Origin of the sequence: Cupriavidus phytorum (assembly GCF_003254285.1) — a bacterium.
Classification (GTDB): domain Bacteria; phylum Pseudomonadota; class Gammaproteobacteria; order Burkholderiales; family Burkholderiaceae; genus Cupriavidus; species Cupriavidus phytorum.
The window spans coordinates 187257-212767 of record NZ_QKZN01000008.1; the positions used below are offsets into that span (position 1 = coordinate 187257).

The window sequence follows — 25511 nt, forward strand, 5'->3', positions numbered from 1 at the left end:
GTCTTGAGGAGGAAGCTGCCGTGTCTGTCCATCCGCCTATCCGACCATCCAATCGACCACTGATCAAATCGCGCCACCTTGCCGCCGTCGCCGCCGCCATCATCGGCCTGCTGGCCGCGCCGCTGGCGCATCCGCCCGTGGCCATGGCCCAGCCGGCCAGCGCTGCCGCCGCAACCGCCACAACCGGCACGGCCTATGACGGCCTGCCCTCGGCGCAGCAGGCCGCGCTGTTCTCGCGCCAGGTCGCCAGCGGCGAGCTCGCGCGCCTGTCCGATGCGCAGGTGCTGGCCGTGTTCCAGGCGCTGCAGCCCGACGCGCTGCTGAAATGGGCACGCGCCGAGATGAACCGCTATCCCGAATACGAGTACTGGATGTCGCGCCAGGAACGGCTCAACGGCCAGTGGCAGGAACAGCCCGCGAAGATGCAGATCCGCTACCGCCATGCGCCGCGCCAGCTCTATGCGAAGTGGCTGCCGGGCGGTGCGCAGGCGGGCCAGGAAATCCTGTATGACGAGACCCGTCGCAAGGACGAGATGTACGGCCACCTGGGCGGCGTGCTGGGCTTCACCTCAATGTGGATCGCGCTCGATGGTTCGCTGGCGCGTTCGCAGTCCAACCATACCGTGCGCGACCTGGGCTTCCAGTATGTGCTGTCGATGCTCGAGCGCGACGCGAAATCGCTGCGCGCCGCGGGCCTGTCCGAGAAATACGGCAAGGCCGAGATCGTGCAGGAGCAGGGCGTGCGCATGGTGGCGCTGACCTGGGACCTGCCGGCCGGCGCGCCGCAGTACTACGCCAAGCGCGTGCAGCTGATGCTGGACCTGAAGCATCCGTATATCCGCGTGGAGACCGCGTGGGATGCCGACGGCAACATGGTCGAGAAGATCGTGTTCGACAAGCTGGTGCGCAAGAGCTTCGAGGCCTCGGCGTTCGACCCGGCCAATCCCGAGTATCGCTTCTGACGCGGCCCACGCCGCGCGCGGCCGCGCCCGTTTGGAACGGCCGCTCTATTGACGCTGAAACCCGCGTGCGGCGACAGTCGCCGCACACGACAGGATCCGGACGCAGAGCCGGACGACCGATCCGGCAACAGGGGTCGCAGCAAAAACAGGAGACAGGCAATGACCATGTCGAGGCTTTGGCGCAGGACTTTGGTTGTGACAGGGGTGAGCGTTGCCGCGGCGCTGGCCGGCTGCGGGGGTGGCGGCGGCGATGAGGACGCGCCGCGCGCCGGCACGCAGGCACCGCCGCAATGCGCGGACACCGGCACGTGCCCCGCGCAGGGGCCGGTCACCCTCGGCGGCCCGCCGGGATCGCTGTGCCCGGCGGCGCTGGACTACAGCACCACCTTCACCGGCGGCTCCGGCGCGGGCGAACTGGTCAGGCTGCGCTTCGATACCGCGGCGCGCACCTACCAGCTGGAGATCATCGAGTCGCCGGTGCCCAAGCAGCCCGGCAGCGTCAGCCCGACGCGCGCGGGCGTGACCTTCACCGGCACCTTCGCCAACCTGACCTCGCTGCCTACCGCCGAGCAGAACCGCTGCGCGGTGGCGCTGCAGACCGCCACGGCATCGGACGGCGTCTCGCAGGCGAATATCGACAGCGCCAAACCGCCGGTGATCTTCCTCGGCAACGGCGTCGCCGGCGGCGGCATCCCCGGGGCCACCATCTCCTATCCGGGCGTACTCGGCCTCGGCGCGATCCCGGCCACCACCTTCCCGTTCTATCCGGTGCTGGCGTTCGCGCAGACCGAGACCGATTTCGCCAAGGTGGCCGGCACCTACAACCTGCTGGGCTACCACCAGGTGCCGTCGGGCGGCACGCTGACCGCCTCGAGCCACTTCACGCCCGCCACCGCGCAGACCACCGAGACGCTCAACGCCGACGGCAACTGCACCACGGCGAGCGGCAGCTGCCTCAGCACCGGCAACAACTGGAAGCTGCGCAGTGCCGACGGCGCGTTCGAGAGCAGCAATGCCGACGGCAGCCGCCGCTATCCGTCGTTCCACAGCCAGGCCATCACCGCCAGCAACGCCAGCCGCGCCAAGGGGCTGATGGTGGTGGGCAAGCTCAACGGCGCGCTGGTGCCGCTGCTGGTGCGCACCGGCTATGCGCAGATCTCGCTGCTGCCGCTGACGGTCAATGTCGACGATGAATCGGGGCTGGCGCTGATGGCGCCGGCGACGATGCTCGCCAGCGGCCGGCTCGACGGCGGCTATATCGGCTCGGGCAGCGACTTTGCCTACACCGCGTCGCTGGTCAAGGGCGCGCGCGTCGACCTGCTCGACCCGATGACGATGAACCAGACCGGCGGCTTCCAACTCGACTTCACGCAGGCGGCGGCGGGCATGTTGAACACCACCGACAACAGCGGCACCTCCGGCGCGCTGATCGCCAGCGGCCGCGTGTTCAGCCACTTGTCAGGCAGCGGCGGTGCGAATCCGACCTTCCGTGTCGGCGTGCTCGCGGCGCCCTGATCGCAGCGCAGACAAAAGCAACGAGGAGACAACCATGCAGCCCCAACGAAACAACCTGCCGGCGCGCACGCTGGCCGTGGCCGCCACCGCCATGCTTGCCGCCTGCGGCGGTGGCGGCGGCGGCGACGACGCCCCGGCCACGCCCACGGCCGCGCAGACGCGCCTGTGCCCGGCCTCGCTCGACTACAACACCACCTTCACCGGCGGCACCGGCTCGGGCGAGCTGGTCAAGGTGCAGATCGACACCACCCGCATGACCTGGCAGGTGACCTTCCTCGATTCCTCGGTGCCGCGCCAGACCGGCACCGTGCAGCCCACGCGCAGCGATCCTACCAACGGCCTGAACGTGATGCGCGGCACGCTCAAGGCCGAGACCGGCCTGCCCACCGAGAAGCTGAACCAGTGTGCGTTCGAGCTGAGCGGCGCCAGCCTCGATCCCAACCGCCCGGCCAAGCTCTTCGTCGGCGAAGGCGTGGCGGGCGGCACCATCCCCGGCGCGCGCATCCAGTTCAACGGCGTGCTCGGCGCCGGGGCGGTGCCCGATACCACCTTCCCGTACTTCCAGTTCATCGGCTTCGCGCAAACCGAGACCGACCTCTCGAAGATCGCCGGGCAATACCACGGCACCGGCTTCCACGAGGTGCCGTCCAAGCAGTTCCAGCTGGTGGCGCAGGACTACCGCATGGCGCTCGCCGCCGATGGTTCGTTCACGGTGTGCGACAACGCCACCAATACCTGCGAGCGCAAGGGCAACAACTTCGTGCCGCAGCCCAGCGGCGCGCTGCTGTCGACCCACTACAAGGCCGAGAGCCAGCCGCCCACGCTGGGCAGCACGCTGGGCAAGGCCTACCTGATCGTCGGCAAGCTGCGCGGCCAGCTGGTGCCGATCATGATCCGCGTGGGCTATGCCAACGACTCGCTCGCCAACGGGCCCCTCGGCGCCGACGACGAGATCGGCATCGGCATGATGGCGCCGGCGGTGGCGGTTACCGAGGGCACGGTCAATGGCGAATACGTCGGCGTCGACAGCAACTTCAACTACCGCGTGACGGCGCTGGTGGGCGCCGCCGCGACCATGATGGATCCGTTCCGGCCGTCCGATGCGTCGCTGGCGATCCCGTACCGGCTCGACTTCGCGCAGCAGGTGCCGGGCATGGTGCGCACCTCGCGCCGCGAGGCGCCGGCGGGCTCGGCGCCGACCGGCAAGCTGATGTTCACCGGCGGCGTGTTCGGCTTCCTGGAGCAGCGCGACAACGGCCCGTACTTCACCGTCGGCGCGTTCGTGCAGTAAGCCGGCCCAGGCCCGGGGCCATCGCAGCCCCGGCGCCTCCATCGATACATCACTGACCCGGGGACACAACATGAAGACCTTGCACCTGACGCTTGCGCTGGTGCTGGCCGCGCTGGCCAGCATCGCCGTGCCTGCCCACGCCCAGAAGAAGGGCGACAACGTGGTCTCGGCCGGCTGGTTCCATATCCGGACCCACGGCCAGAGCGACCCGCTCACCACCTCGCTGCTGGACGTGCCGATCAACTACCCGCTGGGGCTGCCGTCGAGCTTCACCGCGCCGGGCAGCAGCATCTCGTCGTCCAACGCCAATACGCTGGGGCTGACCTTCAGCCACTTCGTCACCGACCATATCGCCATCACCGCGGTGGGCGGCATCCCGCCCGAGTTCAAGCTCTATGGCCATGGCGAGCTGATCCCGCCCGGCCCGGCCGGCGCGCTCGGCCGCCAGAGCCTGGGCGACCCGGCGCTGAACCCGATCATCACCAAGGCGCGCCAGTGGAGCCCGGCGGCGATGGTGCAGTACCACTTCCTGGAGCCGGGCACGCGCTTCCGGCCATTCCTGGGGCTCGGGGTCTCGTACAACTTCTTTACCAACATCGAAGTCAATCCGGCCTTCGCCAGCTCGGTCAACAACAACCTCGGCGCCATCCTGGCCGCGGGCGCGGGCATTCCGGGACCGACCTCGGTCAGCGCCGATGCGTCGTCGTCGTGGGCGCCGGTCTTCAATATCGGCGGCACCTACAACTTCGACGAGCACTGGGGCCTGACCGCGGCGGTGACCTACATTCCGCTGAAGACCACCTCGACGATGACGATCAAGGCGGCGAATGGCACGGTGCTGTCGACGTCGAAGACGAAGCTGGAGCCGAATCCGCTGGTGTTCTTTGTGGCGGCTTCGTACAAGTTTTGAGGGCTGCGGCGTCTGTCATTTGCTGAGGCGCGCTCCCTCTCCCGCTTGCGGGAGAGGGTTGGGGTGAGGGCGGGAGCGTCGACGAAGTACAGGCCGTCGCAATTGCCAGCGCCTGCCCTCTCCCCCGGCCCCTCTCCCGCAAGCGGGAGAGGGGAGCAAACCCGCGAAAAAAAACGACGCGCCAAGGCGCGTCGTTTTTCGTTAAGGCAACCGTTAAGGCAAGGACTTACTGCGTCACCGTCCCCTGCTGCGCCGGCGTGCCCTGCTGCGCCACTGCACTGTTCTCCTGCAAGCCGCCGCCCAGCGACCGGTACAAATCGATCGCATTGTTCAGCCGCAGCTGCCGCGCCTGCACCAGCGCCTGCTCCGCGGTGAACAGCTGGCGCTGCGCATCGAGCTCGTCCAGGTAGCTGGCCACGCCGCTGCGGAAGCGCAGGCGCGACAGCTCGTAGCGAGCCGCCTCGGCGTTGCGCGCCTGTTCCTGGCCCGCGACCTGGTCTTCCAGCGTGCCGCGCGCCACCAGCGCGTCCGCCACTTCCGCGAAGGCCGTCTGGATGGTCTTCTCGTAGTTGGCGACCTGGATGTTCTTGCGCACGTTGGCCACGTCCAGGTTGGACAGATTGCGGCCGAAGTCGAAGATCGGCAGCACCAGTTGCGGCGCGAACGACCAGGCGCGCGTGCCGGCATCGAACAGCCCGGAGAACGTCGGGCTGATGGTGCCGCCACTGGCGGTCAGCGTGATGCGCGGAAAGAACGCCGCGCGCGCCGCGCCGATATTGGCGTTGGCCGACAGCAGCTGCTGCTCGGCCTGGCGGATATCGGGACGCTGCTCGAGCAGGTCCGAAGGCAGCCCCGGCGGGATATCGCTGATGATGCGCTCGTCCGACAGGCGCATCGGCTCGGGCAGGTTCTCGATGGTGCCGATGGGCTTGCCCACCAGCACTTCGAGCGCGTTATGCGCCTGCGCGCGCTGGCGTGCCAGCTGCGCCGCGGCGACGCGTGCCTGCGCCACCAGCGACTCGTTGTCGCGCAGGTCCAGCGCCGAGGTGGCGCCGGCCTCGAAGCGCTGTTTGGCCAACCCGTAGGTGCTTTCGCGCGCCTTCAGGGAGTCGCGCGCCAGCTCGTACTGCTCGGCGTACGCGCGCTCGGCCAGATAGGCCTTGGCGACTTCCGAGACCAGCGAGATGTGCGCCGAGCGGCGCGCCTCTTCGGTGGCGAAGTACTGCGCCAGCGCGGCATTGGACAGGCTGCGCACGCGCCCGAAGAAATCGAGCTCGTACGACGAGATCCCCAGGCCGACCTGGTACACCTCGGTCACGCCCGGCTGGCCGAGCACCGTCGCCGACTGGGCGGCGGTGGTGCGGGCACGGGTGTAGCTGCCGTTGACGTTTACCGTGGGCAGCAGGTCGGCGCGCTGCACCTGGTACAGCGCGCGCGCTTCCTCGATGCGCAGCGCCGCGGTGCGCAGGTCGCGGTTGTTTTCCAGCGAGGTCGCGATCAGCGCCTGCAGGCGCGGGTCGCGGAAAAACTCGCGCCAGCCGATATCGGCGGCGCGGCGGGTTTCGCCGCTCTTCACCTCGGCCGTGGCATAGCCTTCGGGCGCGGTCGGGAAGCTGTCTGCCACCGGCGGGGCAGGGCGGTCATAGTGGGGTGCCAGCGTGCACCCCGTCAGAACGCCGGCCACCAGCAGCAGTGTGGTCAGAGTCTTGGTCATGTTCAGATTTCCTCTTGGGGATCGTGCCACTTCTGGTCCAGCATGCGCTGGCGGGCACTGCCCTTGAAGCGCTTGCGCACCACCACGAAGAACACCGGCACCAGGAAGATCGCCAGCACCGTGGCCGTGATCATCCCGCCCATCACGCCGGTACCGATGGCGCGCTGGCTGCCCGAGCCCGCGCCGGTGGCGATCGCCAGCGGCAGCACGCCGAGGATGAACGCCATCGACGTCATCAGGATCGGGCGGAAGCGCAGGTGCACCGCTTCCAGCGTGGCTTCGATCAGGCCCTTGCCCTGCGCCTGCAGGTCCTTGGCGAATTCCACGATCAGGATGGCGTTCTTCGCCGACAGGCCGATGGTGGCGATCAGGCCCACCTTGAAGTACACGTCGTTGGGCATGCCGCGCAGCGTCACGCCCAGCAGCGCGCCGAGCACGCCCAGCGGCACCACCAGCAGCACCGAGAACGGGATCGACCAGCTTTCATACAGCGCGGCCAGGCACAGGAACACGATGATCAGCGACAGCGTATACAGGATCGGTTCCTGCGAGCCGGCCAGGCGTTCTTCGTACGACTGGCCCGACCACTCGAAGCCGAAGCCCGGGGGCAGCTTGGCGAAGTTCTCCTCCATCACGCGCATGGCTTCGCCGGTACTGCGGCCCGGCGCGGCCTGGCCCGCCAGCTTCACCGCCGGCATGCCGTTGTAGCGCTCCAGGCGCGGCGAGCCCATCACCCACTTCGAGGTCGCGAACGCCGCGAACGCCACCATGTCGCCGTTGCTGTTGCGCACGCGCAGCTTGGTCAGGTCGTCCGGCAGCCTGCGGTCGGCGCCCTCGGCCTGCACGATCACCTTGCGCACGCGGCCTTCGTAGATGAAGTCGTTGACGTAGTTGGAGCCGAAGGCGATCGACAGCGTCGAGTTGATGCTCGCCACCGAGACGCCGAGCGCCTTGGCCTTCTCGCGGTCGATGTCGATCTGCAGCTGCGGCGCGTCTTCCTGGCCTTCCGGACGCACGCCCATCAGCACCGGGCTCTGCGCGGCCATGCCGAGCATCATGTTGCGCGCTTCCATCAGCTTGGCGTGGCCCTGGCCGGTGCGGTCCTGCAGGCGGAAGTCAAAGCCCGAGGAGTTGCCCAGCTCGGAAATCGCCGGCGGATTGAGCGGGAAGATGATCGCGTCCTTGATGAACGACAGCGCGCCGAAGGCACGGCCGACCAGCGCCTGCGCGGTCTCGCCCTCGCCGGTACGCTCCTTCCAGTCCTTCAGGCGCACGAACGCGATACCGCCGTTCTGGCCGCGGCCGAAGAACGAGAAGCCCGCCACCGTGATCATCTGGTCCACCACCTTGCTTTCCTTCTGCAGGTAGTAGTCCTCGATCTGCTTGAGCACGCCGATGGTACGGTCCTGGGTCGCGCCGTTGGGCAGTTGCACCACGGTGATCATGTAGCCCTGGTCTTCATCGGGCAGGAACGACGACGGCAGGCGCTTGAACAGCACCACCACGCCGGCGATGATCAGCGCGTAGATGATCAGGTAACGGCCGGTGCGCTTGAGGATGCGCGCGACCACGCCCTGGTAGCCGGTCGAGGCCGTGGCGAAGGTGCGGTTGAACCAGCCGAAGAAACCCTTCTTCTCATGGTGATGGCCCGCTTCCACCGGCTTGAGCATGGTCGCGCACAGCGCCGGGGTCAGCGTCAGCGCCAGCAGCGCCGAGAACGCCATCGAGGCGATCAGCGACAGCGAGAACTGGCGGTAGATGTTGCCCACCGAACCCGAGAAGAATGCCATCGGGATGAACACCGCGGTCAGCACCAGCGTGATGCCGACGATGGCGCCGGTGATCTGGCCCATGGCCTTGCGCGTCGCTTCGCGCGGCGACAGGCCTTCCTCGCTCATGATCCGCTCGACGTTCTCGACCACCACGATGGCATCGTCCACCAGGATACCGATGGCCAGCACCATGCCGAACATGGTCAGCACGTTGATCGAGAAGCCGAACGCCAGCAGCGCGCCGAACGTGCCCAGCAGCGCGATCGGCACCACCAGCGTCGGGATCAGCGTGGCGCGGAAGTTCTGCAGGAACAGGTACATCACCAGGAACACCAGCACCACGGCTTCGAGCAGGGTCTTGATCACTTCCTCGATCGAGATCTTGACGAAGGCCGAGGTGTCGTACGGCACCGAGTACTCGTAGTCTCCCGGGAAGTTCTTCGACAGCTCTTCCATCTTGGCGCGCACCGCGGTGGCGGTGGCGAGCGCGTTGCCGGTCGGGGCCAGCTTGATGGCGATGGCCGCCGACGGCTTGCCGTTGGTGCGGGCCTGGGTTGAGTAGTCGGCGCCGCCCAGTTCCACGCGGCCGACGTCCTTGATGCGCACCGACGACCCGTCCGGGTTGGTACGCAGCAGGATGTTGCCGAACTGCTCCGGCGTGGTCAGCCGGCTTTCGGTGGTGACGGTGGCGTTGAGCTCGGTGCCCTTGGGCGAGGGCGTGCCGCCCAGCTCGCCCACGGCGACCTGGATGTTCTGCTCGCCCACCGCCGCGGTGACGTCGGTCGGGGTCAGGTTGAAGCCGGTCAGCTTGGCCGGGTCCAGCCAGATCCGCATCGCGTACTCGGTGCCGAACAGGTCGGCCTGGCCCACGCCGGGCACGCGGCGGATCGAGTCGATCACCTGCGCCGAGACGTAGTTGCCGAGCTGGATCGCGCTGGCCGTGCCGGACTTGGACGACACGGTCAGGAACATCATGTAGTTGTTCCCGGCCTTGTCGACGCGCACGCCCTGCTGGCGCACTTCCGCCGGCAGGCGCGCTTCCACGCGCTTGAGTCGGTTCTGCACCTCGACCGAGTTCAGGTCGACGTTCGAGCCCGGCGCAAAGGCGATGGTGATGCTGGCCAGGCCGGACGACTCGCTGGTGGAGCTGTAGTAGAGCAGGTTGGGGGCGCCGTTAAGCTCCTGCTCGATCACCGAAGTGACGGAATCCTCCAGCGTCTTGGCCGACGCACCCGGATAGGTGGCGGTGACCGAGATCGTCGGCGGGGCGATGTTCGGATATTGCGCGATCGGCAACTGCAGGATCGACAATATGCCGCCCAGCACGATGATCAGCGCGAGCACCCACGCGAACACCGGCCGGTCGATAAAAAACTTGGCCATAAGACTGGCTCCCTCTTTGTCTAGCCCTGTGTGCCGCGGCGGCTGGCGTCAGCCGCCGCGGCCCGGCGGTGTTCAGCCTTGCTTGCCCTCGGCCTTCGCTTCCTGCTTCGCTTCGGCCTTGGGGGCCGAGGCCGGGGCAGCGGAAGCTGCGGTCGGCGTTGCGGCCGGCGCCGAGGCACCCGCCTGCACGAACGGCACCGGCTTGGCCGGCGCGCCGACCTTGACCTTCTGCAGGCCCTCGACGATCACCTTCTCGCCGCCCTTCAGCCCTTCGGTCACGATCCAGCGGTCACCGATCGCCTGCGGCGCCTTGACCGGCACCGCCGCGACGTTGCCGTCGGCACCCACCACCATCACGCTGGCGCCCTGGGCGCCGCGGATCAGCGCGCGCTGCGGCACGGTCAGGGCGTTCTCGTCCACGCCCTGCTCGATCTTCACGCGCACGAAGGTGCCCGACAGCAGCTCGCGGTTCGGGTTGGGGAACTGCGCCCGCAGCGTGATCGCGCCGGTGGTCGGGTCGACCGTCATGTCGGAGAACAGCAGCTTGCCGGTGTGCGCATACTCGCGGCCGTCTTCGACGAACAGGTGCACGTTGGCACCGCCGTTGACGCCCTTGACCGCGCCGGACTCGATGGCGCGGCGCAGGCGCGTGACTTCGGAGGCCGGCTGGGTAAAGGTGACCCACATCGGGTCGACCTGCTCCACCAGCGCCAGCTTGGTCGCCTCGCCCTTGCCCACCAGCGCGCCCTCGGTCACCAGCGCGCGGCCGGCGCGGCCGCTGATCGGCGCGGTCACGGTGGTGTAGCCCAGGTTGATCTGGGCGGTGCGCACCGCGGCCTTGGCCGACGCCACGTCGGCATTGGCCTGGCCGGCGGCGGCGACGGCGTCGTCGTACTCCTGCTTGCTGACCGCGTTGACCGCCACCAGCGGCTTGTAGCGGTCGGCCTTCAGGCGCGCCGACACGGCGTTGGCTTCGGCGCGCTGCAGCGCCGCCTGGGCCGAGGCCAGCTCGGCCTGGTAGGGCGCGGGGTCGATGCGGAACATGACCTGGCCGGCCTTCACTTCGCCGCCTTCGGTGTAGTTGCGCGACAGCACGATGCCTTCGACGCGTGCGCGCACTTCGGCGGTGCGCACGCCTTCCAGGCGGCCCGGCAGTTCATTGACGACGGCGACCGGCGACGGCGTCACGGTGACCACGCCCACTTCAGGCGGCGGCGGGGCGCCGCCCTCGGCCTTCTTGTCGCCGCAGGCGGACAGCGCCACGGCCGACAGGGCCGCTAGTGCGTAAGCTGCAACGCGACTGATACGTTGGGACTTCCTCATCGATAACCCCATGATGGCAATTTGAGATCCGCCGTGGCGCCCCGGCCTGTCATCGGACAAGCGGGAACGACATGGCGCGCCGCAAGGCTTTGCGGCGGGCAAAAGCGTGATGCTAGCCACAAACCGCGGCGTCGCGGTGACGATTGCGACGAACGGTGGCTTTTGTGTAACGACTGGATAAATTGTCCGGCTGGCCTGCGGCAGGATCGCCCGCCGTGCTGGGTAGGTCACAGAGGGCGGCTGGCCGAATGCCGGGCAAGCGCGTATTATATATACATTCAAGCATGTATGTTAAGTTGATGTGGCGAAAGGGCCTTTCGGCGCACAACCTGCCCGAAAAGGCACGGCTAGACGCAAGACCATGCCGCTCCAGCGATCGGATCGGTACGAAAAGCGTCCACTCCGCCCCCGGATCACGGCGCAAACCGCCGGCTCGGGTTAGGATGCGCGCCGTCGTGTCGGCTCGCAAGCTTGGCAATGCCCATCATGTGATGACAACGACCCGCCGGGGCCCAGGCCACCGGCATGTGCGGCTGCCATGGCAGGCGCATCAGGGAGAGAACCAACCAGGCCGGCCATGCGCGCCCGATCGCGCCATGTCGCCGGCACCAGAGACAATCATGGTCAGACGCACCAAGGAAGAGGCGCTTGAGACGCGCCACCGGATACTCGACGCGGCCGAGGCCGTGTTCCACGCCCGCGGCGTGGCACGCCCGTCGCTGGCCGACATTGCCGAGGCCGCGGGGGTGACCCGCGGCGCGATCTACTGGCACTTCAAGAACAAGAGCGATGTGTTCGCCGCCATGTGCGACCGCGTCCATTTGCCGGTGGAAGCGCTGATCGAGCCGGAGCGGCTGGCGCGCCAGGAAGATCCGCTCGGCGGCATCCGCGACATCTGCGCCTATGTGATGCGCCAGACCGTGATCAACCCGCGCTGGCGCCGGGTCTTCGAGATCATCTTCCACAAGTGCGAAATGGTGCAGGACAACGGCGCCATCTTCGAGCGCCAGCGCCAGTCGCACCAGGACGGCCTGATCAAGATGCGCGAACACCTGCGCCTGGCGGTGGAGCGCGGCCAACTGCCGGCCGACCTTGACCTGGACCTGGCCGTCAACGCCTTCCATGCCGCGGTGGGCGGGGTGCTGGCGCACTGGCTGTTCTCGCCGCAGGACTTCAACCTCGACGCCAATGCCGAGCGCCTGTCCGACGCCTTCATCGATACCCTGAAATTCTCCCCGGCGCTGCGCCACGGCTACGTGCCGCGCCCGATGGCCGAGCTGGACCAGGAGCTGTCCACGCTGTGCCGGCAGGCTTGCGCCGGCGCGCAGGAGGGCGGTCTCGATACCCCCGACCTGGTGCCCTGAACCCAGCTGATTGCGGACGCCGCGCTAGCCGCGCATCGCCTCGCGCCAGCGCGCCAGGAACGCGCGCTTGCGCATCGCGTCCTGCGCCGCCAGCAGCCCCGGGCCGACGCTGATCGGCTTGAGCGCGTAGCCGAGCCGCTCCGACAGCGCCGCGGCGGTGTGCACGCTGTCGGTATCGGTGCGGATGGTATAGAGCTGCGAGGTCGACTTGGCCAGCAGCGCCTGGCCCTCGCGCGACAGCAGGTAATCCAGCCACAGCCGCGCCGCATTGGGCCGCGGCGCACGCCGTGCGATAAAGGCCACGCGCGACATCACCAGCGTGTAGTCGCTGGGGGCGATCACGTCGATCGCCGCGCCGCGCTGCATCAGCGACAAGGCATAGGACCCCAGCAGGTTGTAGCCCATCACCAGCTCGCCGCTGGCGATGCGCTCGATCATCTCGGCGGTCGACGCCGACAGCTGCACCCCGGCCCGGCCCAGCGCCTGCGCCAGGTACCAGAACTCGCTGCCCATGCGCGCGTCCTGCTGCGCCAGCAGGTAGCCCACCCCCGAGCGCTCCACGTCGTAAGTCACCACCTTGCCATGCCAGCGCGGCGCGTGCTCCTGCAGCAGCCGCGCCAGCCCGCTGCGGCTGCGCGGCGGGCGCATGCCGGCCAGGTGGTGGCGGTTGTAGACGATCACCGCGGGCTCGAAGGTGGTGCCCCAGGCCTCGTCGCGCCACACCGCCCAGCCCGGCAGGCCGGCGCGCTCGGGCGAGGCGTAGCGCTGCGCATGGCCGTCGTTGACCAGCTTGATCTGCAGGTCCATCGCGGTGCTCCACAGCACATCGGCATAGATGGCGCGCGGCCCCGGCGACTGGCCCGACAGCGCCGCGGTCTCGGCCAGGAAGCGCTGGTTGAGCTCGACCGTGTTGAGATCCTGGTAATGCACGCGGATGCCGGGGTAGCGCGCCTCGAACGCGGCAATCAGCGGCCGCGCCACCTCCAGGTCGGTCGACGCGTACACCGTGACCATGCCTTCGCGCAGCGCGCCGGCAATGGTGGCGTCGTATCCCGACGGATACCCCGGCGGCGCAGCCGGCGGCCTGGACTGGGCATGAAGGGGCCAGGCGGCGCCACCCAGCAGCGCGGCGCCCAGCAGGCGGCGGCGCTGCCCCGAAGCGGGCGAAGCGCGGTCGGTCAGGCACGGCGGGGAAGGCTGGAACGGCGGGGACGAACGCGGGGACACGGTGCTCGGGACGGAGGGACTGCCGGTGGTGCCGGGGAAAGCGGCAAGCGCGCCGGGACCGGCGGGGCGAGGGTATTATAGGCGCCCGCGGCGGGCGCGCTCCATCGGTGCTGCCCCCGGTTTTGCGGGCGCTTTCCAGGCCTTGTCCCACGCGTGTGCGCGCCGCAACTAACATAGAACCAACCGGCACAGGAGGAGACCGGCATGCGCATCCTGCTGGTGGAGGATGAAGTCGAACTGGCACGCTGGGTCGCCCGCGCGCTGGAGCAGGGCGGCTTTGTGATCGAGCACGTCGCCGACGGGCTGCAGGCCGAGGCGCGCCTGCAGGCCGAGGAATACGACGCCGTGCTGCTCGACCTGCGGCTGCCCGGCAAGGACGGGCTGGCCGTGCTCAAGTCGATGCGCGGGCGCGACGACCGCACCCCGGTGCTGATCCTGACCGCGCAGGACACTTTGGACGAGCGCGTGCGCGGCCTGAACCTGGGCGCCGACGACTACCTGCCCAAGCCCTTCGCCATTGCCGAGCTGGAAGCGCGGCTGCTGGCACTGATCCGCCGCAGCCGCGGGCGCGCCCATCCGCGCCTGCAGTGCGGCACGCTGGTGTTCGATGGCGAGACCCGCAGCTTCACGCTGGGCGGCGCGCCGCTGGCGCTGACGCCGCGCGAATCGACCCTGCTGGGCGCGCTGCTGGCACGCAGCGGCCAGCCGCTGACCAAGGCGCAGCTGCTCGACAAGGTGTTCTCGCTCGACGCCGACGTCTCGCCCGATGCGATCGAGGTGCTGGTCTACCGGCTGCGCAAGAAGCTCGCCGGGCACGGGGTCACCATCGTCACGCTGCGCGGCTTCGGCTATCTGCTGGAGCCGGAGGCGAAGGGCTGAGATGCGGCACCCGGTGCTGCTGTGGCGCCGCGGCAGCCTGCGCCGGCAGCTGCTGTTGCTGTTGCTGCCGGCGCTGGCGGCGATGATGGCGCTCGACACCTGGCTTACCTACGGCACCCTGCGCGACGCCGCCAACACCGCCTACGACCGCTCGCTCTACGGCTCGATCCGCGCCATCGACAATGCCATCGGCATGGCCGGCGACAACGTCCAGCTGACGCTGCCCGACGCCGCCATGGAGATCTTCGAGACCGCGGCGCAGACCCACGTGTTCTACCGCGTCTCGACCGAGCGCGCCGGCCAGGTCGAGACCGTGACCGGCTACAGCGACCTGCCGCTGCCGCGCGGCCCGCTGGTCAACAACCAGCCGCGCTTCTACGACGCCGAATACCTGGGCGAGGCCGTGCGCATCGCCGCGATGGCGCGCCCGGTGTACCGGCCCGACGCGCGCATGCGCGTGATCATCCAGGTGGCCGAGACCGCCGAGCCGCGCAGCGCGCTGATCGGCTCGGTGTGGCGCAGCGCGCTGGCGCGCGACCTGCTGCTGATCCTGCTCAGCGCCGCGATCCTGGTGGGCGGCGTCACCTACGTGCTGCGTCCGCTGGCGCGCGTGCGCGACGATGTCGAGGCGCGCTCGCCCGAAGACCTGACCCCGCTCGCGTTCGAGCGCGTGCCCGCCGAGGTGCGGCCGCTGGTCGATGCGGTCAACCTGCACGTGTCGCGCTCGGCCGCGATGGCGCAGTCGCAGGCCCAGTTCATCGCCGATGCCGCGCACCAGTTGCGCACCCCGCTGGCCATCCTCAAGACTCAGGCCGAGTTCGCCCAGCGCCAGCTCAACGCGCCCGATCCCGAGGCCGCGCGCGCCGCCGCCGGCGAAGCGGTGGGCGGCATCGTCACGCAACTTGAACAGGCCGCGCGGCTGACCAACCAGCTGCTGGCGCTGGCGCGGGTACGCCAGCACCGCGCCGACGCCGCGGCGCAACCGGGCGAGGCCGGCGAAGGCATCGACATCATCGATGCCGTCACCGTGGCCGAGCAGGTCGCGCTGGACTACCTGCCGCTGGCGCGCGGCAAGCAACAGGACTTCGGCTGGGAGCCGGTGCCGGGGCTGGCACTGCCGGTGCGCGCCGACCCCGCGCTGCTGCGCGAGGCGCTGGCCAACCTGGTCCACAACGCCATCCAGTACTCGCCGCGCGGCAGCCGCATCACGCTGTCGGCGACGCGCGCGGGCGATCACGCCTGCCTGGTGGTCGAGGACGATGGCCCCGGCATCCCGGCCGAGGAACGCGAGAAGGTGTTCGCGCGGTTCTACCGGCGGGTGGGGAATGCCGAGCCGGGCTCGGGGCTGGGGCTGGCGATTTCGCGGGAGATGGCGGCGCGGTTTGGCGGGACGGTGGAACTAGGCGAAGGCGGGCAGGGTACCGGGGTGCGGGCGGTGTTGAGATTGCCGGTGGAGGCTGGCTAGGTTTACGACAGGGTCCGGGCGTGCGTGGAGTTGGACGCCGGTCTTCGTCGATGCGCCGGCCCTCTCCCCCGCCCCTCTCCCGCGAGCGGGAGAGGGGAGACAACAAGCGGCTATGAAGGCGCGCCGTTAGCCGAACAATTCCTCCGCCACCGTAGGATGCACCTGCACCGTACTCTGCAGATGCGACTCCCTCACCCCCAGCCTTAACGCCACCGCCAGCGCCTGCACGATCTCCGGCGCCGCGTTGTCCATCAGATGCACGCCCAGCACGCGCCCGCTGCGCGCGTTGAGCACCAGCTTGAACACCGACTGATGCGGCGTCCCGGCAAAGCGATGCTCGAGCGAGACAAAGCGCTTGACCACGGTACGGATGCGCTCGGGCTTGCCGGCAGCCTCGATGGCCTGCGCTTCAGTCAAGCCCACCGCGCCGATGGCGGGCTCGCAGAACACCGCGGTCGGCACGATATCGAAATCCGCGCGATCGCCGCGCCGCCCGAACAAGCGGTCGGCCAGCCAGCGCCCCTGCGCGGTGGCCACCGGCGTCAGGTGCAGGCCGTCGATGGCATCGCCCAGCGCATAGACGCTGCGCACGCTGCTGCGGAACTGGCGGTCGACGCGGATGCCGCCGCGCTCGCCGAAGGCCACGCCCAGCGCTTCCAGCCCCAGGTCCTGCACATTGGAAACGCGCCCGATCGCCGCCAGCGCGGCTTGCGCGCGCACGGCTTCGGTCTGGCCCGCGCGGCTCGGGTCGTTGGTGGGCTGGTAGCAGACTTCGACCGCGCCGTTGGCCTGGCTCAGCAGGTGCACGCGCGCATTCAGGTGCAGCCGCACGCCGCGCGCGGTCAGCGCGTCGGCCAGCGCCGTGCCGATGTCGTGGTCGAAATGCGGCAGCAGCCGGTCGCCGGCGACGACCAGCTCGACCTTGACGCCGTAGCGCGACAGGATCGAGGCCTGTTCCACGCCGATATAGCCGCCGCCGATGACGGCGACGGATGCGGGCAGGCTTTGCCAGGTGAAGACGTCGTCGGAGCTCGCGGCCAGGTCGCCGCCGGGCACGTCGAGCGTGCGCGGACGCGCGCCGGTGGCGATCAGGATGCGGCGCGCCTGGATGGTCTCGTCGCCGACGCAGACTTCCTCCGGGCCGGTGACGCGCGCCTCGCCGCGCAGCACTTCCACGCCCGCATCGGTCAGGCGCTGGGTGTAGCCCACGTTCAGGCGCGCGACCTCGGCGTTGACGCGCACGATGGCATCGCGCCAGTCCTCGTGCCCGCCGGTGTGCGACAGGCAGCCCGACAGGATCGCCGACCACGAGGCGCCGTAGGACAGCATCTTCTTGGGCACGCAGCCGCGATTGACGCAGGTGCCGCCGATGGCGTCGCGCTCGACCAGGATCACGCGCGCACCGTGCGCCGCCGCGCGCCGCGCGCAGGCCACGCCGGCCGAGCCGCCGCCGATCACCACCAGGTCGGCCGCACGCGCCTTGTCGCTGCGCCGGGTGCGGCCGCTGCGCGCGCGCGGCACCTGCTGCACTGGTGGCGCCGCGCTGACTTCGCGGGCGCGCCGCGGCGCGCTGGTTCCCTGCACGGTGGAAAGCGGTGTCTGGCGTTTGGTCATCCAAGCCTCCTGTCGCGGCACGCGGGCCGCATCGACAATCATCAGGCCAGCGCCGGCAACACGGAAACTAGGCAGCGGGCCGCAGTTCGGTATTCAGGATCGACGGCCACTCGCGCAGGAAAGTTTCCCCGTCGCGGCGGCCCAGTTCATAGGCGTGCGTCATGGCATCGGGCCGGGTGTAGTCCCAGCTCGAGATCGGCACGCGCTGCGAAGGCTGCAGGTACAGGCGGCGCTGGCCGCCTTGCTCCAGCACGAAACGGCGTGGGCGCGGGTACAGCCGCGTCACCAGCACCAGCACATTGCCGGGCGCGCCATCGAGCGCGTCGACCGGCACGTTGTCGACCAGCCCGCCGTCCAGCACCGGGCGGCCGTCGCGGCGCAGCACCGGCGTGAACGGCGGCGTCGACGCCGACTGCAGCAGCAGGTCGGCCAGCTGCTCGGGCGAGGCGCAGTCCTGCGCGCGCACGAATTCGGGCCGGAAGCCGAGCTTGCGCCCCAGCCGCGGGTGCAGCGTCTTGAGCACGTGCTTGTCGATGTTGTAGGCCAGCAGCCCGGCCGCCACCGCCAGGCGCGGACCGCTCCAGCGCGGGATATGCGCCACGCCGATGCGGATCTCGGGGGCCTGCTGCAGGTGCGCGAGGCGCCCGTCGGCAAAGATGCTCAGCAGCGCGGTGCGGTAGATGCCGTAATGCGGGAATACGCGCTCGTTGCGCAGCAGGTTGCCCCAGTAGGCATTGCGGCGGTTGCTGGCCAGCACCGCGCGGTAGTAGTCCATGGTCTGGTGCGAGTCGTGCGCATAGACCATGCAGGCGGTGGCCGCGCCGGCCGAGATCGCGGCGATCACGCGCGGGCGCAGCTGCAGCTCCGGCGCGACCGTGTCCCACCAGCCCGCCTGCCACCAGCAGCGGTTGCCGCCGCCGGCAAAGACGACCTGGTCGAAGGGATTGGCGTCGCCGGAAAGCATCGGAGCTCCGCAGCGCGTCAGAGCAGCGCGTAGGTGGTGGTGGCCTGCACCGCCAGCTTGCCGTCGGTGCCGGTCAGTTCGATCTCGCCGAACACCACGGTCTTGCCCAGCCGCAGCACGTTGGCGCGCACCAGCACGTCGCCGTCGATCACCGGGCGCATGAAGTTGGTGGTCAGCGACACCGTGGTCATCGGCCGGAACGCGCCCAGCGCGCTGGCCACGGCGACGATCATGGCGGTATCGGCGGCGGACATCAGCACCTGGCCGCAGACCACGCCGCCCGCATGGCGGAACGATTCGCTGAACGGCAGGCGCAGTGTCACGCCGCGCTCGTCGACGGCTTCGGCGCGCAGGCCGAGCTGGCGTACCCACGGCGCCAGCACGCGCTCGAGCGTGGCGTCGATGTCGGCAAGGGTCAGGGCTTCGGGCATGAGGCTCCTTGTTCTGTCTGGCCGCGCCATGGCGATCCTGTGGCGGACCGCTATTCTGTCTCCTCCGGCGCGACGCGATGTTTGAGGCAATGATACAGGGGCCCGGTGGCCAGCACCACGAACGCCATCCGGATCACGTGGAAGGCGGTCACCAGCGGCACCCCGACCTCGAGCACCTTGGCGGTGATGCACATCTCGGCGATGCCGCCCGGGGTGGTGCCCAGGATCACCGTGGCTGGGTGCGCGCCCGACAGCGCCGACAGCCCCCAGCCGAACAGCGCCGACACCACCAGCGCCAGCACGGTGTACAGCGCCACCCCCGACAGGAAGCGCGGCGCGGTATGCAGGAACTCGCGCGAGAAGCGCACCCCCAGCGACACTCCGATCAGCAGCTGGCCGGCCCGGCTCATCCAGGTGGGGATGGCCGACAGCTCGATGCCGCAGGCGGTCAGCACCGCCGCCGCCAGCAGCGTGCCGATCACGAACGGGTTGGGCATGTTCAGCCGCTTCACCAGCAGCGCCACGCCCAGCGTGATCGCCACCAGCGCCAGCAGCCCCGGCGCGCTGACCACGCGCGGGCCCGGGATATACGGGTCGAGCCCGTGGATGCCGCCGTACTGGAAGATCGCCGGCACCGTCACCACCACCATCAGCACCCGCAGCGAATGCGCCGCCGCCACCTGGTCGATGCGCGCGCCGTTGCGCTCGGCCAGGTTGGCCATCTCCGAGGCGCCGCCGATAGCGGTGGAAAAGAACGCGGTCTTGAAGGCGACGCCAGTGGTCCGCCGCAGCAGCAGCGCTCCGCCCGCGCCGAGCGCCAGCGCGAACAACGAGCCCGCGACGATGTACGGCAGGTACTCCACCAGCCGCGCCACCACGTCCGGCGTGAAATACAGCCCGAGCGAGGCGCCGATGACCCATTGGCCGGCATTGCGCGCCTGCGCCGGCGCGCGCAGGTCGGCGCCGGCCATGCGCGCGGCGGCCACCGCCAGCAGCGGCCCGATCATCCACGGCAGCGGCGTATGCAGGAGAGTGCAGAGCAGGGCGGCGGCCAGCCCGAGCGCCAGCGTGGGCAGCGCGGACAGCCAGCGGTTGGCGGCAAGCGGCATCGGTCAGCGGCCTGGCGCTGAGCGCCGGCGCTTGTTGTTGTGACGAGAGAAAACAAAGAGGCCCGCACGCCATGGCGCCGGGCCCCGCAGAGACTATCGCATGCTAACGCGAATCACGCGGCGTTGTCTGCCTGCGCATGCGCGCTGCCGCGGCCGGCGTGCCAGCGCAGCAGGCGCGGGATCACCACCACCGCCACCGTCAGCGCCAGGATCGAGGCCGAGATCGGCTGGCGCAGGAACAGGCTCCAGTCGCCCTGGCCGATCGACAGCGCATTGCGCAGCTGCTTCTCCGCCATCGGCCCGAGGATCATGCCGACGATCACCGGCGCGGTGGGGAAGTCGAAGCGGCGCATCACCATGCCGAGCAGGCCGATCGCGAACAGCAGCAGCAGGTCGAACCACGACTGGCGGATGCCGTACGCGCCCAGCCCGGCGAAGATCAGGATGCCGCCATACAGCAGCGGCGTCGGCACGCGCAGCATGCGCACCCACAGGCCGATCGCCGGCAGGTTCAGCACCAGCAGCATGACGTTGCCGATATACAGCGACGCCAGCAGGCCCCACACCAGGTCGCCCGAGGTCTGGAACAGCATCGGGCCCGGCTGCAGGTTGTAGTTCTGGAACGCCGCCAGCAGGATCGCGGTGGTGTTGGAAGTGGGAATGCCCAGCGTCAGCAGCGGCGCCAGCGTCGCGGTCACGGCCGAGTTGTTGGCGGCCTCGGGGCCGGCCACGCCTTCGATCGCGCCGACCTTGCCGAACTCTTCCTTGTGGTCCGACAGCTTCTTCTCGGTCGCATACGACAGGAAGGTCGGGATCTCGGCGCCGCCCGCCGGGATCAGCCCGAACGGGAAGCCGATGAAGGTGCCGCGGATCCACGCCGGCAGCGAGCGCTTCCAGTCCGACCGGTTCATATGGGTCGAGCTGAGCTTGTTGTAGGTGCTGGGCGGCTGCGGGAAGAACGCATTGAACAGCGCCTCGCCCACCGCGAACAGGCCGACGGCGACCACCACGATATCGATGCCGTCGTACAGCTCCTGCACGTTCATCGAATAGCGGGTCTGGCCCGACAGCGAATCCATGCCGATCAGGCCGATGCCCAGGCCCAGGAACAGCGCAGTCATGCCGCGCAGCAGCGACGAGCCCAGCACCGCCGACACCGTGGTGAAGGCCAGCAGCATGATCATGAAGTACTCGCCCGGGCCAAACTGCAGCGCCACGTCGGCGGCCACCGGCGCGAACAGCGACAGCATCACGGTGGCAATGGTGCCGGCCACGAACGAGCCGATCGCCGCGGTCGCCAGCGCCGGGCCGGCGCGGCCGTTCTTCGCCATCAGGTTGCCTTCCATGGCGGTGACCATGGTGGAGGACTCGCCCGGCGTGTTCATCAGGATCGAGGTGGTCGAGCCGCCGTACATCGCGCCGTAGTAGATGCCGGCAAACATGATCAGCGCCGCGGTGGGCTCGACCTTGGCGGTCAGCGGCAACAGCATCGCCACCGTCAGCGCAGGGCCGATGCCCGGCAGCACGCCGATGGCGGTGCCGAGGAAGCAGCCCACCAGGGCCCACATCAGGTTGATCGGCGTGATCGCGACGGCAAAGCCGTGCATCAGCTGGTTCAGGGTATCCATGCGAAGACTCCTTGCGGGACGGGCGGGCTCAGAAGCCGGCGATGGGCAGCAGCGGCAGGTTGATGCCGAGCAGGAACTCGAACAGCGCCCACATCGGCACCGTGATGCACAGCCCGATGATGGCGTCGCGCACGACGCGGCGGCTGCCGTAGCCGCGCGCCACGCAGACCATCAGCAGCGTCGACGACAGCACGAAGCCGAGCGTGCCGATCAGCGCCATGTTCAGCACCAGGCCCGCGGCGACCCAGAGGAAACCGCCGAAGTTGTGCGGCGCATTGGGCAGCTCGGCGTCCTCTTCCGGCATGTTGCGGAAACCGCCGCGCACGCCCTGCCAGGTCAGCAGCGCGCCGCACACCGCCAGGCCGATCGCCACCAGCGTGGGCACGAAGCGCGGCGACAGGCCCGCATAGCCCTCGTCGCCGGTGATGCCGGACAGCCCGAGGAAGAAGAACAGCGAGATCGCCAGCACGGCGATGCCGATGGCGAGGTGCGAGGGTTTCATGGAGACTCCTTGGCCATGGTCGCCGAGCCGCGGGGGCGGGCGTGCGCGACGCTGGCGGATGCTGCCCGCGCGGCGGCGGGGCCCAGTGACATGTGTTGTTGTCTTCGGTATCGCAGGTGGACACCGGGCCCCGCGCCGTGTTTCCGGCCACCGGGATCACCGGCGGCGTCGGCAGGCACGACAGGTAAAGCGAGAGCGATGCGTTAAGACGGTATGGCGCGGGCGTAAGCCGCGCGCCGGGCAGGATTACTTGGCCACGCCCAGTTCACGCAGCGTCGCGCCCAGGCGCGTCGATTCGCTGTCGACGAACTTGCCGAACTCGTCGCCGGTCAGCAGGAACGGGGTCCAGTCGTTCTTCTGCAGCGTGTCCTTCCAGGTCTTGCTCTCGGTGGCCTTGACCACCGCGTCGATCATGGCCTTGCGCTGCTCGGGGGTGGTGCCCGGCGCGCCGTACACGCCGCGCCAGTTGTAGATCTCGACATTGACGCCTTGCTCCTTCAGGGTCGGGATGTCGGCAACGCGGTCCTTGGACGTGACCGCCAGCGCGCGCATCTTGCCGCTCTTGATAAAGGGCAGGAATTCCGACACGCCGGCGATGCCCACCGTCACGTGCCCGCCCATGATCGAGGCCGAGGCTTCGCCGCCGCCCTGGAACGGCACGTAGTTGACCTTCTTCGGGTCGACGCCGCTTTCCTTGGCGACCAGGCCGGCCAGGATATGGTCGATCGAGCCCTTGGAGCCGCCGCCCCAGCTGACGCTGCCCGGGTTGGCCTTCAGTTGCGTGGTCAGGTCCTTGATCGACTTGATCGGCGAGCTGGCCGGCACGGTGATGACCATGGTGTCGGCGAACAGGCGTGCGATCGGCGTGGCGTTCTTCAGCGTGACCGGCGGCTTGTTGGTCTCGATCGCGCCGACCATCACCGCACCGACCACCATCAGTGCATTGGGGTTGCCCTTGTCGGTGTTGACGAACTGGGTCAGCGCGATGGTGCCGCCGGCGCCGCCCTTGTTGTCGTACGAAGCGGCCTTGGCCTGGCCCGCGGCGACCATGGCCGCGCCCAGCGAGCGGCCGGTCTGGTCGAAGCCGCCGCCGGGGTTGGCGCCGATCATGACCTTGACGTTGTCCAGCGCGAACGCGGGCGCGGCCACGGCAGCGGCGGCAAGGGTGGCGGATGCCATCACGGCATGAGCGAAGCGGAAATAGGTACGGCGCATGGCGGTCTCCTTGGTAATACCGGTGATCGCTTGCCAGTCGATGGCGGCCGCGATCCGACCCGGGGGTTCCGGCGGCCATGGCGTTGCGGGACGGGATGCGGGCCGGTGGCGCGCAGCAGCGCGGCACCGGGCTTGTCTCCTGTCCGGCGCGGCGAAGGCTGGCCGGGACTGTTCTTGGATTTTGGTGAACGTCAGGCCGGAACTTCCAGCCTTGGGGCGGATTCTAGGCAGGGGAAACTGTCAAAAGGCTGTCAAATGGGCGGAGATGGGGTTGGGGTTTACGTGGATGGAGTGGGTGGGCAGGTGGAAGGGCGGCACTTCGTGGAGACGCCGGCCCTCTCCCCCGCCCCTCTCCCGCAAGCGGGAGAGGGGAGCAAACCGTCGGTATGCAAATGCGTTCGGGCTTGCTGCATCCCTGCGCAAGCGCTCCCCTCTCCCGCGCGCGGGAGAGGGGTTGGGGGAGAGGGCCGGCGTGTCCATGGCAAGCGGCCCTGAACCTGAAACATCACCTCACCCCGCCGGCTTCGCCTGCAGGCAAGGATCCTTGCGCTCGACCGCCGGCACCACCACCGCCATATCGAACTCGCCCTGGTCCGGCGCACTTTCCACATAGCCGATGCTGAGCGCCTGCCCGGCGTCACCGCCCAGCCAGCGCGGCACCCCCACATCGCGCCGCACATGCCCGTTCCCCGCGATCAGTACCGCGCCGCGCCCGGCATAAGGCCGCAACGCCTGCGCCATCACCGCGTCGCGTGCGGCCTGTGCCGCCAGCATGCCGGGCAGCATCGCCTTGGGGAAATTGCCGCAGTGCCCGCGGTCGAGCACCGCGGTCTGCGCCGCCACCAGGTCCGGCGGCAACGCGCCGGTCAGTCCCAGCTGCTGCCGCTCGTCCGCGGAAAACAGCCCCTCCAGCCCGCCACGCACGATCTTGCCCGCGTCGGCGCGCGACAGGTTGGCGGCGACCAGCGGCAGATCGTATTGAAGCGCCAGCGCCACCACCGGCTTGTACAGCGGCCACTGCCACGCGCCGCCGCCGGCCTGCGCGATCAGGTAGTCGGCATCGCGCGGGCGCTCGCGCCGGGCCCGGTCGATATCGGCCTGGCGCTCGCGGTCGAACTGCTCCATGGCGATGGCCGGACGCCAGCCTTGTTCGACTGCACGCGTCAGCGCGGCCAGCCGCTGCTGCTGGCCGGCGGCGTTGTCGTGCACCTCGCCCAGCAGCACGTAGGGCTTGCCGGCAAAGGCGGCGCTGACCGTGGAGGGAGCCGGCACCGACGCGGCACAGCCGGCGCCCAGTACGGCCACGGCCGCAGCCAGCGTGGCGGCCGCGCACAAGCGTACAAACAAGCGGAATGAGATCACGCGGTTTTCCTCTATCTCGTTTCGGTGGCCGGCACCGACGCCTGCGGCGCGGGCTGCTCCGGCACGTACACCATCGATCCGTCCTGCATCCGGTACGCCACGCCGGCCTTGATGCCGTCGCCGCTGCCGACCTGGCCGCTGGCCTGGTAGCGCACCACCTTCTCGCCCTGGCGCGACACGATCTCCATGTTCGGCTTGCCAGGATTCTTGATGATGGTCACGTCATCATGGGTGAACGGATTGGCCGGGTTCTGCGCGATCGCCACCAGCAGCGCGGCGATCACCACCAGGAACACGTCGATCAGGTTCACTACCGACAGGATCGGGTCGTCGGCCTCGCTCTCTTCCAGGAACTTCATTCGTCCACCTCCCACTGCGGCCGCGCCTGCGCCAGCCACACCAGTTCCTCGGCCAGCCAGCGCCGGCGCACGTTGACCACCCAGAAGGTGATGCTGGCCGCGATCAGCGCCAGGATCACCGCGGAGAAGGCGATGGTGAGATTCTCGCCCACATTGGCCAGGTTGCCACCGGACAGCCCCTTCAGCGCCGGCCCCATCGGGATCATGGTCGCCACCAGCCCCAGCATCGGCGCTACGCGCGTGGCGATGCGCGGGCGCTCCAGCAGGCGGTGCGCGGCGACATCGAGCGCGTCGGCATCGGCCACCCTGTGCTTGCGCGCCCAGGCCACCAGCACGTAGCCGCGCCCGCTGCCGATGGGATGGCGCCCGCGCAGCCAGGCCTGCATGGCGAACTCGCCGAGCGCCCAGAAGGCATAGAGAAACAGCAGCGCGATCAGCGCCAGCGTCGGGATCAGGAACAGCTGGCCGACGTCGTACATCAGGGTTTCGAGCAGGGTGGGTGTCATGTCTGGTCTGGTTGAA

General features: G+C 69.3%; 21 protein-coding genes. 7 read left to right on the forward strand and 14 right to left on the reverse strand.

All coding sequences use genetic code 11. The annotated features are described in order from the left end of the window. The first annotated feature begins 20 nt into the window (after positions 1–20). The 4 genes from C7416_RS20625 (at position 21) to C7416_RS20640 (ending at position 4678) form a co-directional block, all read left to right on the forward strand. Positions 21–962 (forward strand): DUF1571 domain-containing protein, encoded by a 942-nt coding sequence (locus tag C7416_RS20625; RefSeq protein WP_240988126.1) that lies wholly within the window; start codon positions 21–23, stop codon positions 960–962. A gap of 159 nt (positions 963–1121) precedes the next feature. After that, entirely contained in the window at positions 1122–2477 is a 1356-nt protein-coding gene (locus C7416_RS20630) for a DUF2957 domain-containing protein (RefSeq protein ID WP_111520643.1), read from the forward strand. A 34-nt stretch (positions 2478–2511) separates the two neighbouring features. Beyond that, positions 2512–3768, forward strand: coding sequence for a DUF2957 domain-containing protein (locus tag C7416_RS20635; RefSeq protein ID WP_111520644.1), 1257 nt, complete (start codon positions 2512–2514; stop codon positions 3766–3768). A gap of 70 nt (positions 3769–3838) precedes the next feature. Next, positions 3839–4678 (forward strand): OmpW/AlkL family protein, encoded by an 840-nt coding sequence (locus tag C7416_RS20640; RefSeq protein ID WP_111520645.1) that lies wholly within the window; start codon positions 3839–3841, stop codon positions 4676–4678. Positions 4679–4904: 226 nt separating this feature from the next. Here the strand turns inward: C7416_RS20640 and C7416_RS20645 are convergent, their stop codons facing one another. From C7416_RS20645 to C7416_RS20655, 3 genes are all read right to left on the reverse strand, one after another. Continuing rightward, positions 4905–6392: an efflux transporter outer membrane subunit gene (locus tag C7416_RS20645; protein ID WP_111520646.1), complete on the reverse strand. Its 1488-nt coding sequence runs from the start codon at positions 6390–6392 to the stop codon at positions 4905–4907. Between the two features lie 2 nt (positions 6393–6394). Continuing rightward, the gene (locus tag C7416_RS20650; RefSeq protein WP_111520647.1) at positions 6395–9547 is read right to left on the reverse strand and encodes an efflux RND transporter permease subunit; all 3153 of its coding nucleotides are present in this window, start codon (positions 9545–9547) and stop codon (positions 6395–6397) included. Between the two features lie 72 nt (positions 9548–9619). Continuing rightward, positions 9620–10870 carry an efflux RND transporter periplasmic adaptor subunit gene (locus tag C7416_RS20655; RefSeq protein WP_111520648.1) on the reverse strand — a complete coding sequence of 417 codons (1251 nt, stop codon included), beginning with the start codon at positions 10868–10870 and terminating at the stop codon, positions 9620–9622. A 620-nt stretch (positions 10871–11490) separates the two neighbouring features. On the opposite strand from C7416_RS20655, the gene C7416_RS20660 reads away from it, so the two are divergent. Next, entirely contained in the window at positions 11491–12234 is a 744-nt protein-coding gene (locus C7416_RS20660; protein ID WP_111520649.1) for a TetR family transcriptional regulator, read from the forward strand. A 24-nt stretch (positions 12235–12258) separates the two neighbouring features. Here the strand turns inward: C7416_RS20660 and C7416_RS20665 are convergent, their stop codons facing one another. Then, positions 12259–13461, reverse strand: a complete 1203-nt coding sequence (locus C7416_RS20665) for an ABC transporter substrate-binding protein (RefSeq protein WP_373424914.1) — start codon at positions 13459–13461, stop codon at positions 12259–12261. Positions 13462–13665: 204 nt separating this feature from the next. Between C7416_RS20665 and C7416_RS20670 the strand changes: the two genes are divergently transcribed. Next, the gene (locus C7416_RS20670; protein WP_012354366.1) at positions 13666–14340 is read left to right on the forward strand and encodes a response regulator; all 675 of its coding nucleotides are present in this window, start codon (positions 13666–13668) and stop codon (positions 14338–14340) included. Between the two features lies 1 nt (position 14341). Next, entirely contained in the window at positions 14342–15805 is a 1464-nt protein-coding gene (locus C7416_RS20675) for a sensor histidine kinase (RefSeq protein ID WP_111520650.1), read from the forward strand. A gap of 126 nt (positions 15806–15931) precedes the next feature. On the opposite strand, the gene C7416_RS20680 is transcribed toward C7416_RS20675, so the two are convergent. The 10 genes from C7416_RS20680 to C7416_RS20725 all read right to left on the reverse strand — a co-directional run bounded on the left by C7416_RS20680 (position 15932) and on the right by C7416_RS20725 (position 25495). Continuing rightward, a complete protein-coding gene (locus C7416_RS20680) occupies positions 15932–17419 on the reverse strand; it encodes a dihydrolipoyl dehydrogenase family protein (protein WP_111520651.1) in 1488 nt (495 codons plus the stop codon). A gap of 67 nt (positions 17420–17486) precedes the next feature. Beyond that, the gene (locus C7416_RS20685) at positions 17487–18383 is read right to left on the reverse strand and encodes a patatin-like phospholipase family protein (RefSeq protein WP_111520652.1); all 897 of its coding nucleotides are present in this window, start codon (positions 18381–18383) and stop codon (positions 17487–17489) included. A 17-nt stretch (positions 18384–18400) separates the two neighbouring features. Further along, on the reverse strand, positions 18401–18814 hold the full coding sequence (locus C7416_RS20690; protein ID WP_111520653.1) for a PaaI family thioesterase: 414 nt from the start codon (positions 18812–18814) through the stop codon (positions 18401–18403). Between the two features lie 50 nt (positions 18815–18864). Next, complete coding sequence (locus C7416_RS20695) at positions 18865–19923, reverse strand: AbrB family transcriptional regulator (protein WP_111520654.1); 1059 nt, start codon at positions 19921–19923, stop codon at positions 18865–18867. Between the two features lie 113 nt (positions 19924–20036). Further along, positions 20037–21551 (reverse strand): tripartite tricarboxylate transporter permease, encoded by a 1515-nt coding sequence (locus tag C7416_RS20700; RefSeq protein ID WP_111520655.1) that lies wholly within the window; start codon positions 21549–21551, stop codon positions 20037–20039. A gap of 28 nt (positions 21552–21579) precedes the next feature. Next, positions 21580–22053 carry a tripartite tricarboxylate transporter TctB family protein gene (locus C7416_RS20705; RefSeq protein WP_111520656.1) on the reverse strand — a complete coding sequence of 158 codons (474 nt, stop codon included), beginning with the start codon at positions 22051–22053 and terminating at the stop codon, positions 21580–21582. Between the two features lie 246 nt (positions 22054–22299). Further along, the gene (locus C7416_RS20710) at positions 22300–23268 is read right to left on the reverse strand and encodes a Bug family tripartite tricarboxylate transporter substrate binding protein (protein WP_111520657.1); all 969 of its coding nucleotides are present in this window, start codon (positions 23266–23268) and stop codon (positions 22300–22302) included. A gap of 510 nt (positions 23269–23778) precedes the next feature. Further along, positions 23779–24630 carry a ChaN family lipoprotein gene (locus tag C7416_RS20715; protein ID WP_373424913.1) on the reverse strand — a complete coding sequence of 284 codons (852 nt, stop codon included), beginning with the start codon at positions 24628–24630 and terminating at the stop codon, positions 23779–23781. Between the two features lie 11 nt (positions 24631–24641). Continuing rightward, positions 24642–24989 carry a DUF2149 domain-containing protein gene (locus tag C7416_RS20720; protein WP_111520658.1) on the reverse strand — a complete coding sequence of 116 codons (348 nt, stop codon included), beginning with the start codon at positions 24987–24989 and terminating at the stop codon, positions 24642–24644. Beyond that, on the reverse strand, positions 24986–25495 hold the full coding sequence (locus C7416_RS20725) for a MotA/TolQ/ExbB proton channel family protein (RefSeq protein WP_111520659.1): 510 nt from the start codon (positions 25493–25495) through the stop codon (positions 24986–24988). Before C7416_RS20725 ends, C7416_RS20720 begins: the two co-directional genes overlap by 4 nt. Positions 25496–25511: the final 16 nt, after the last annotated feature.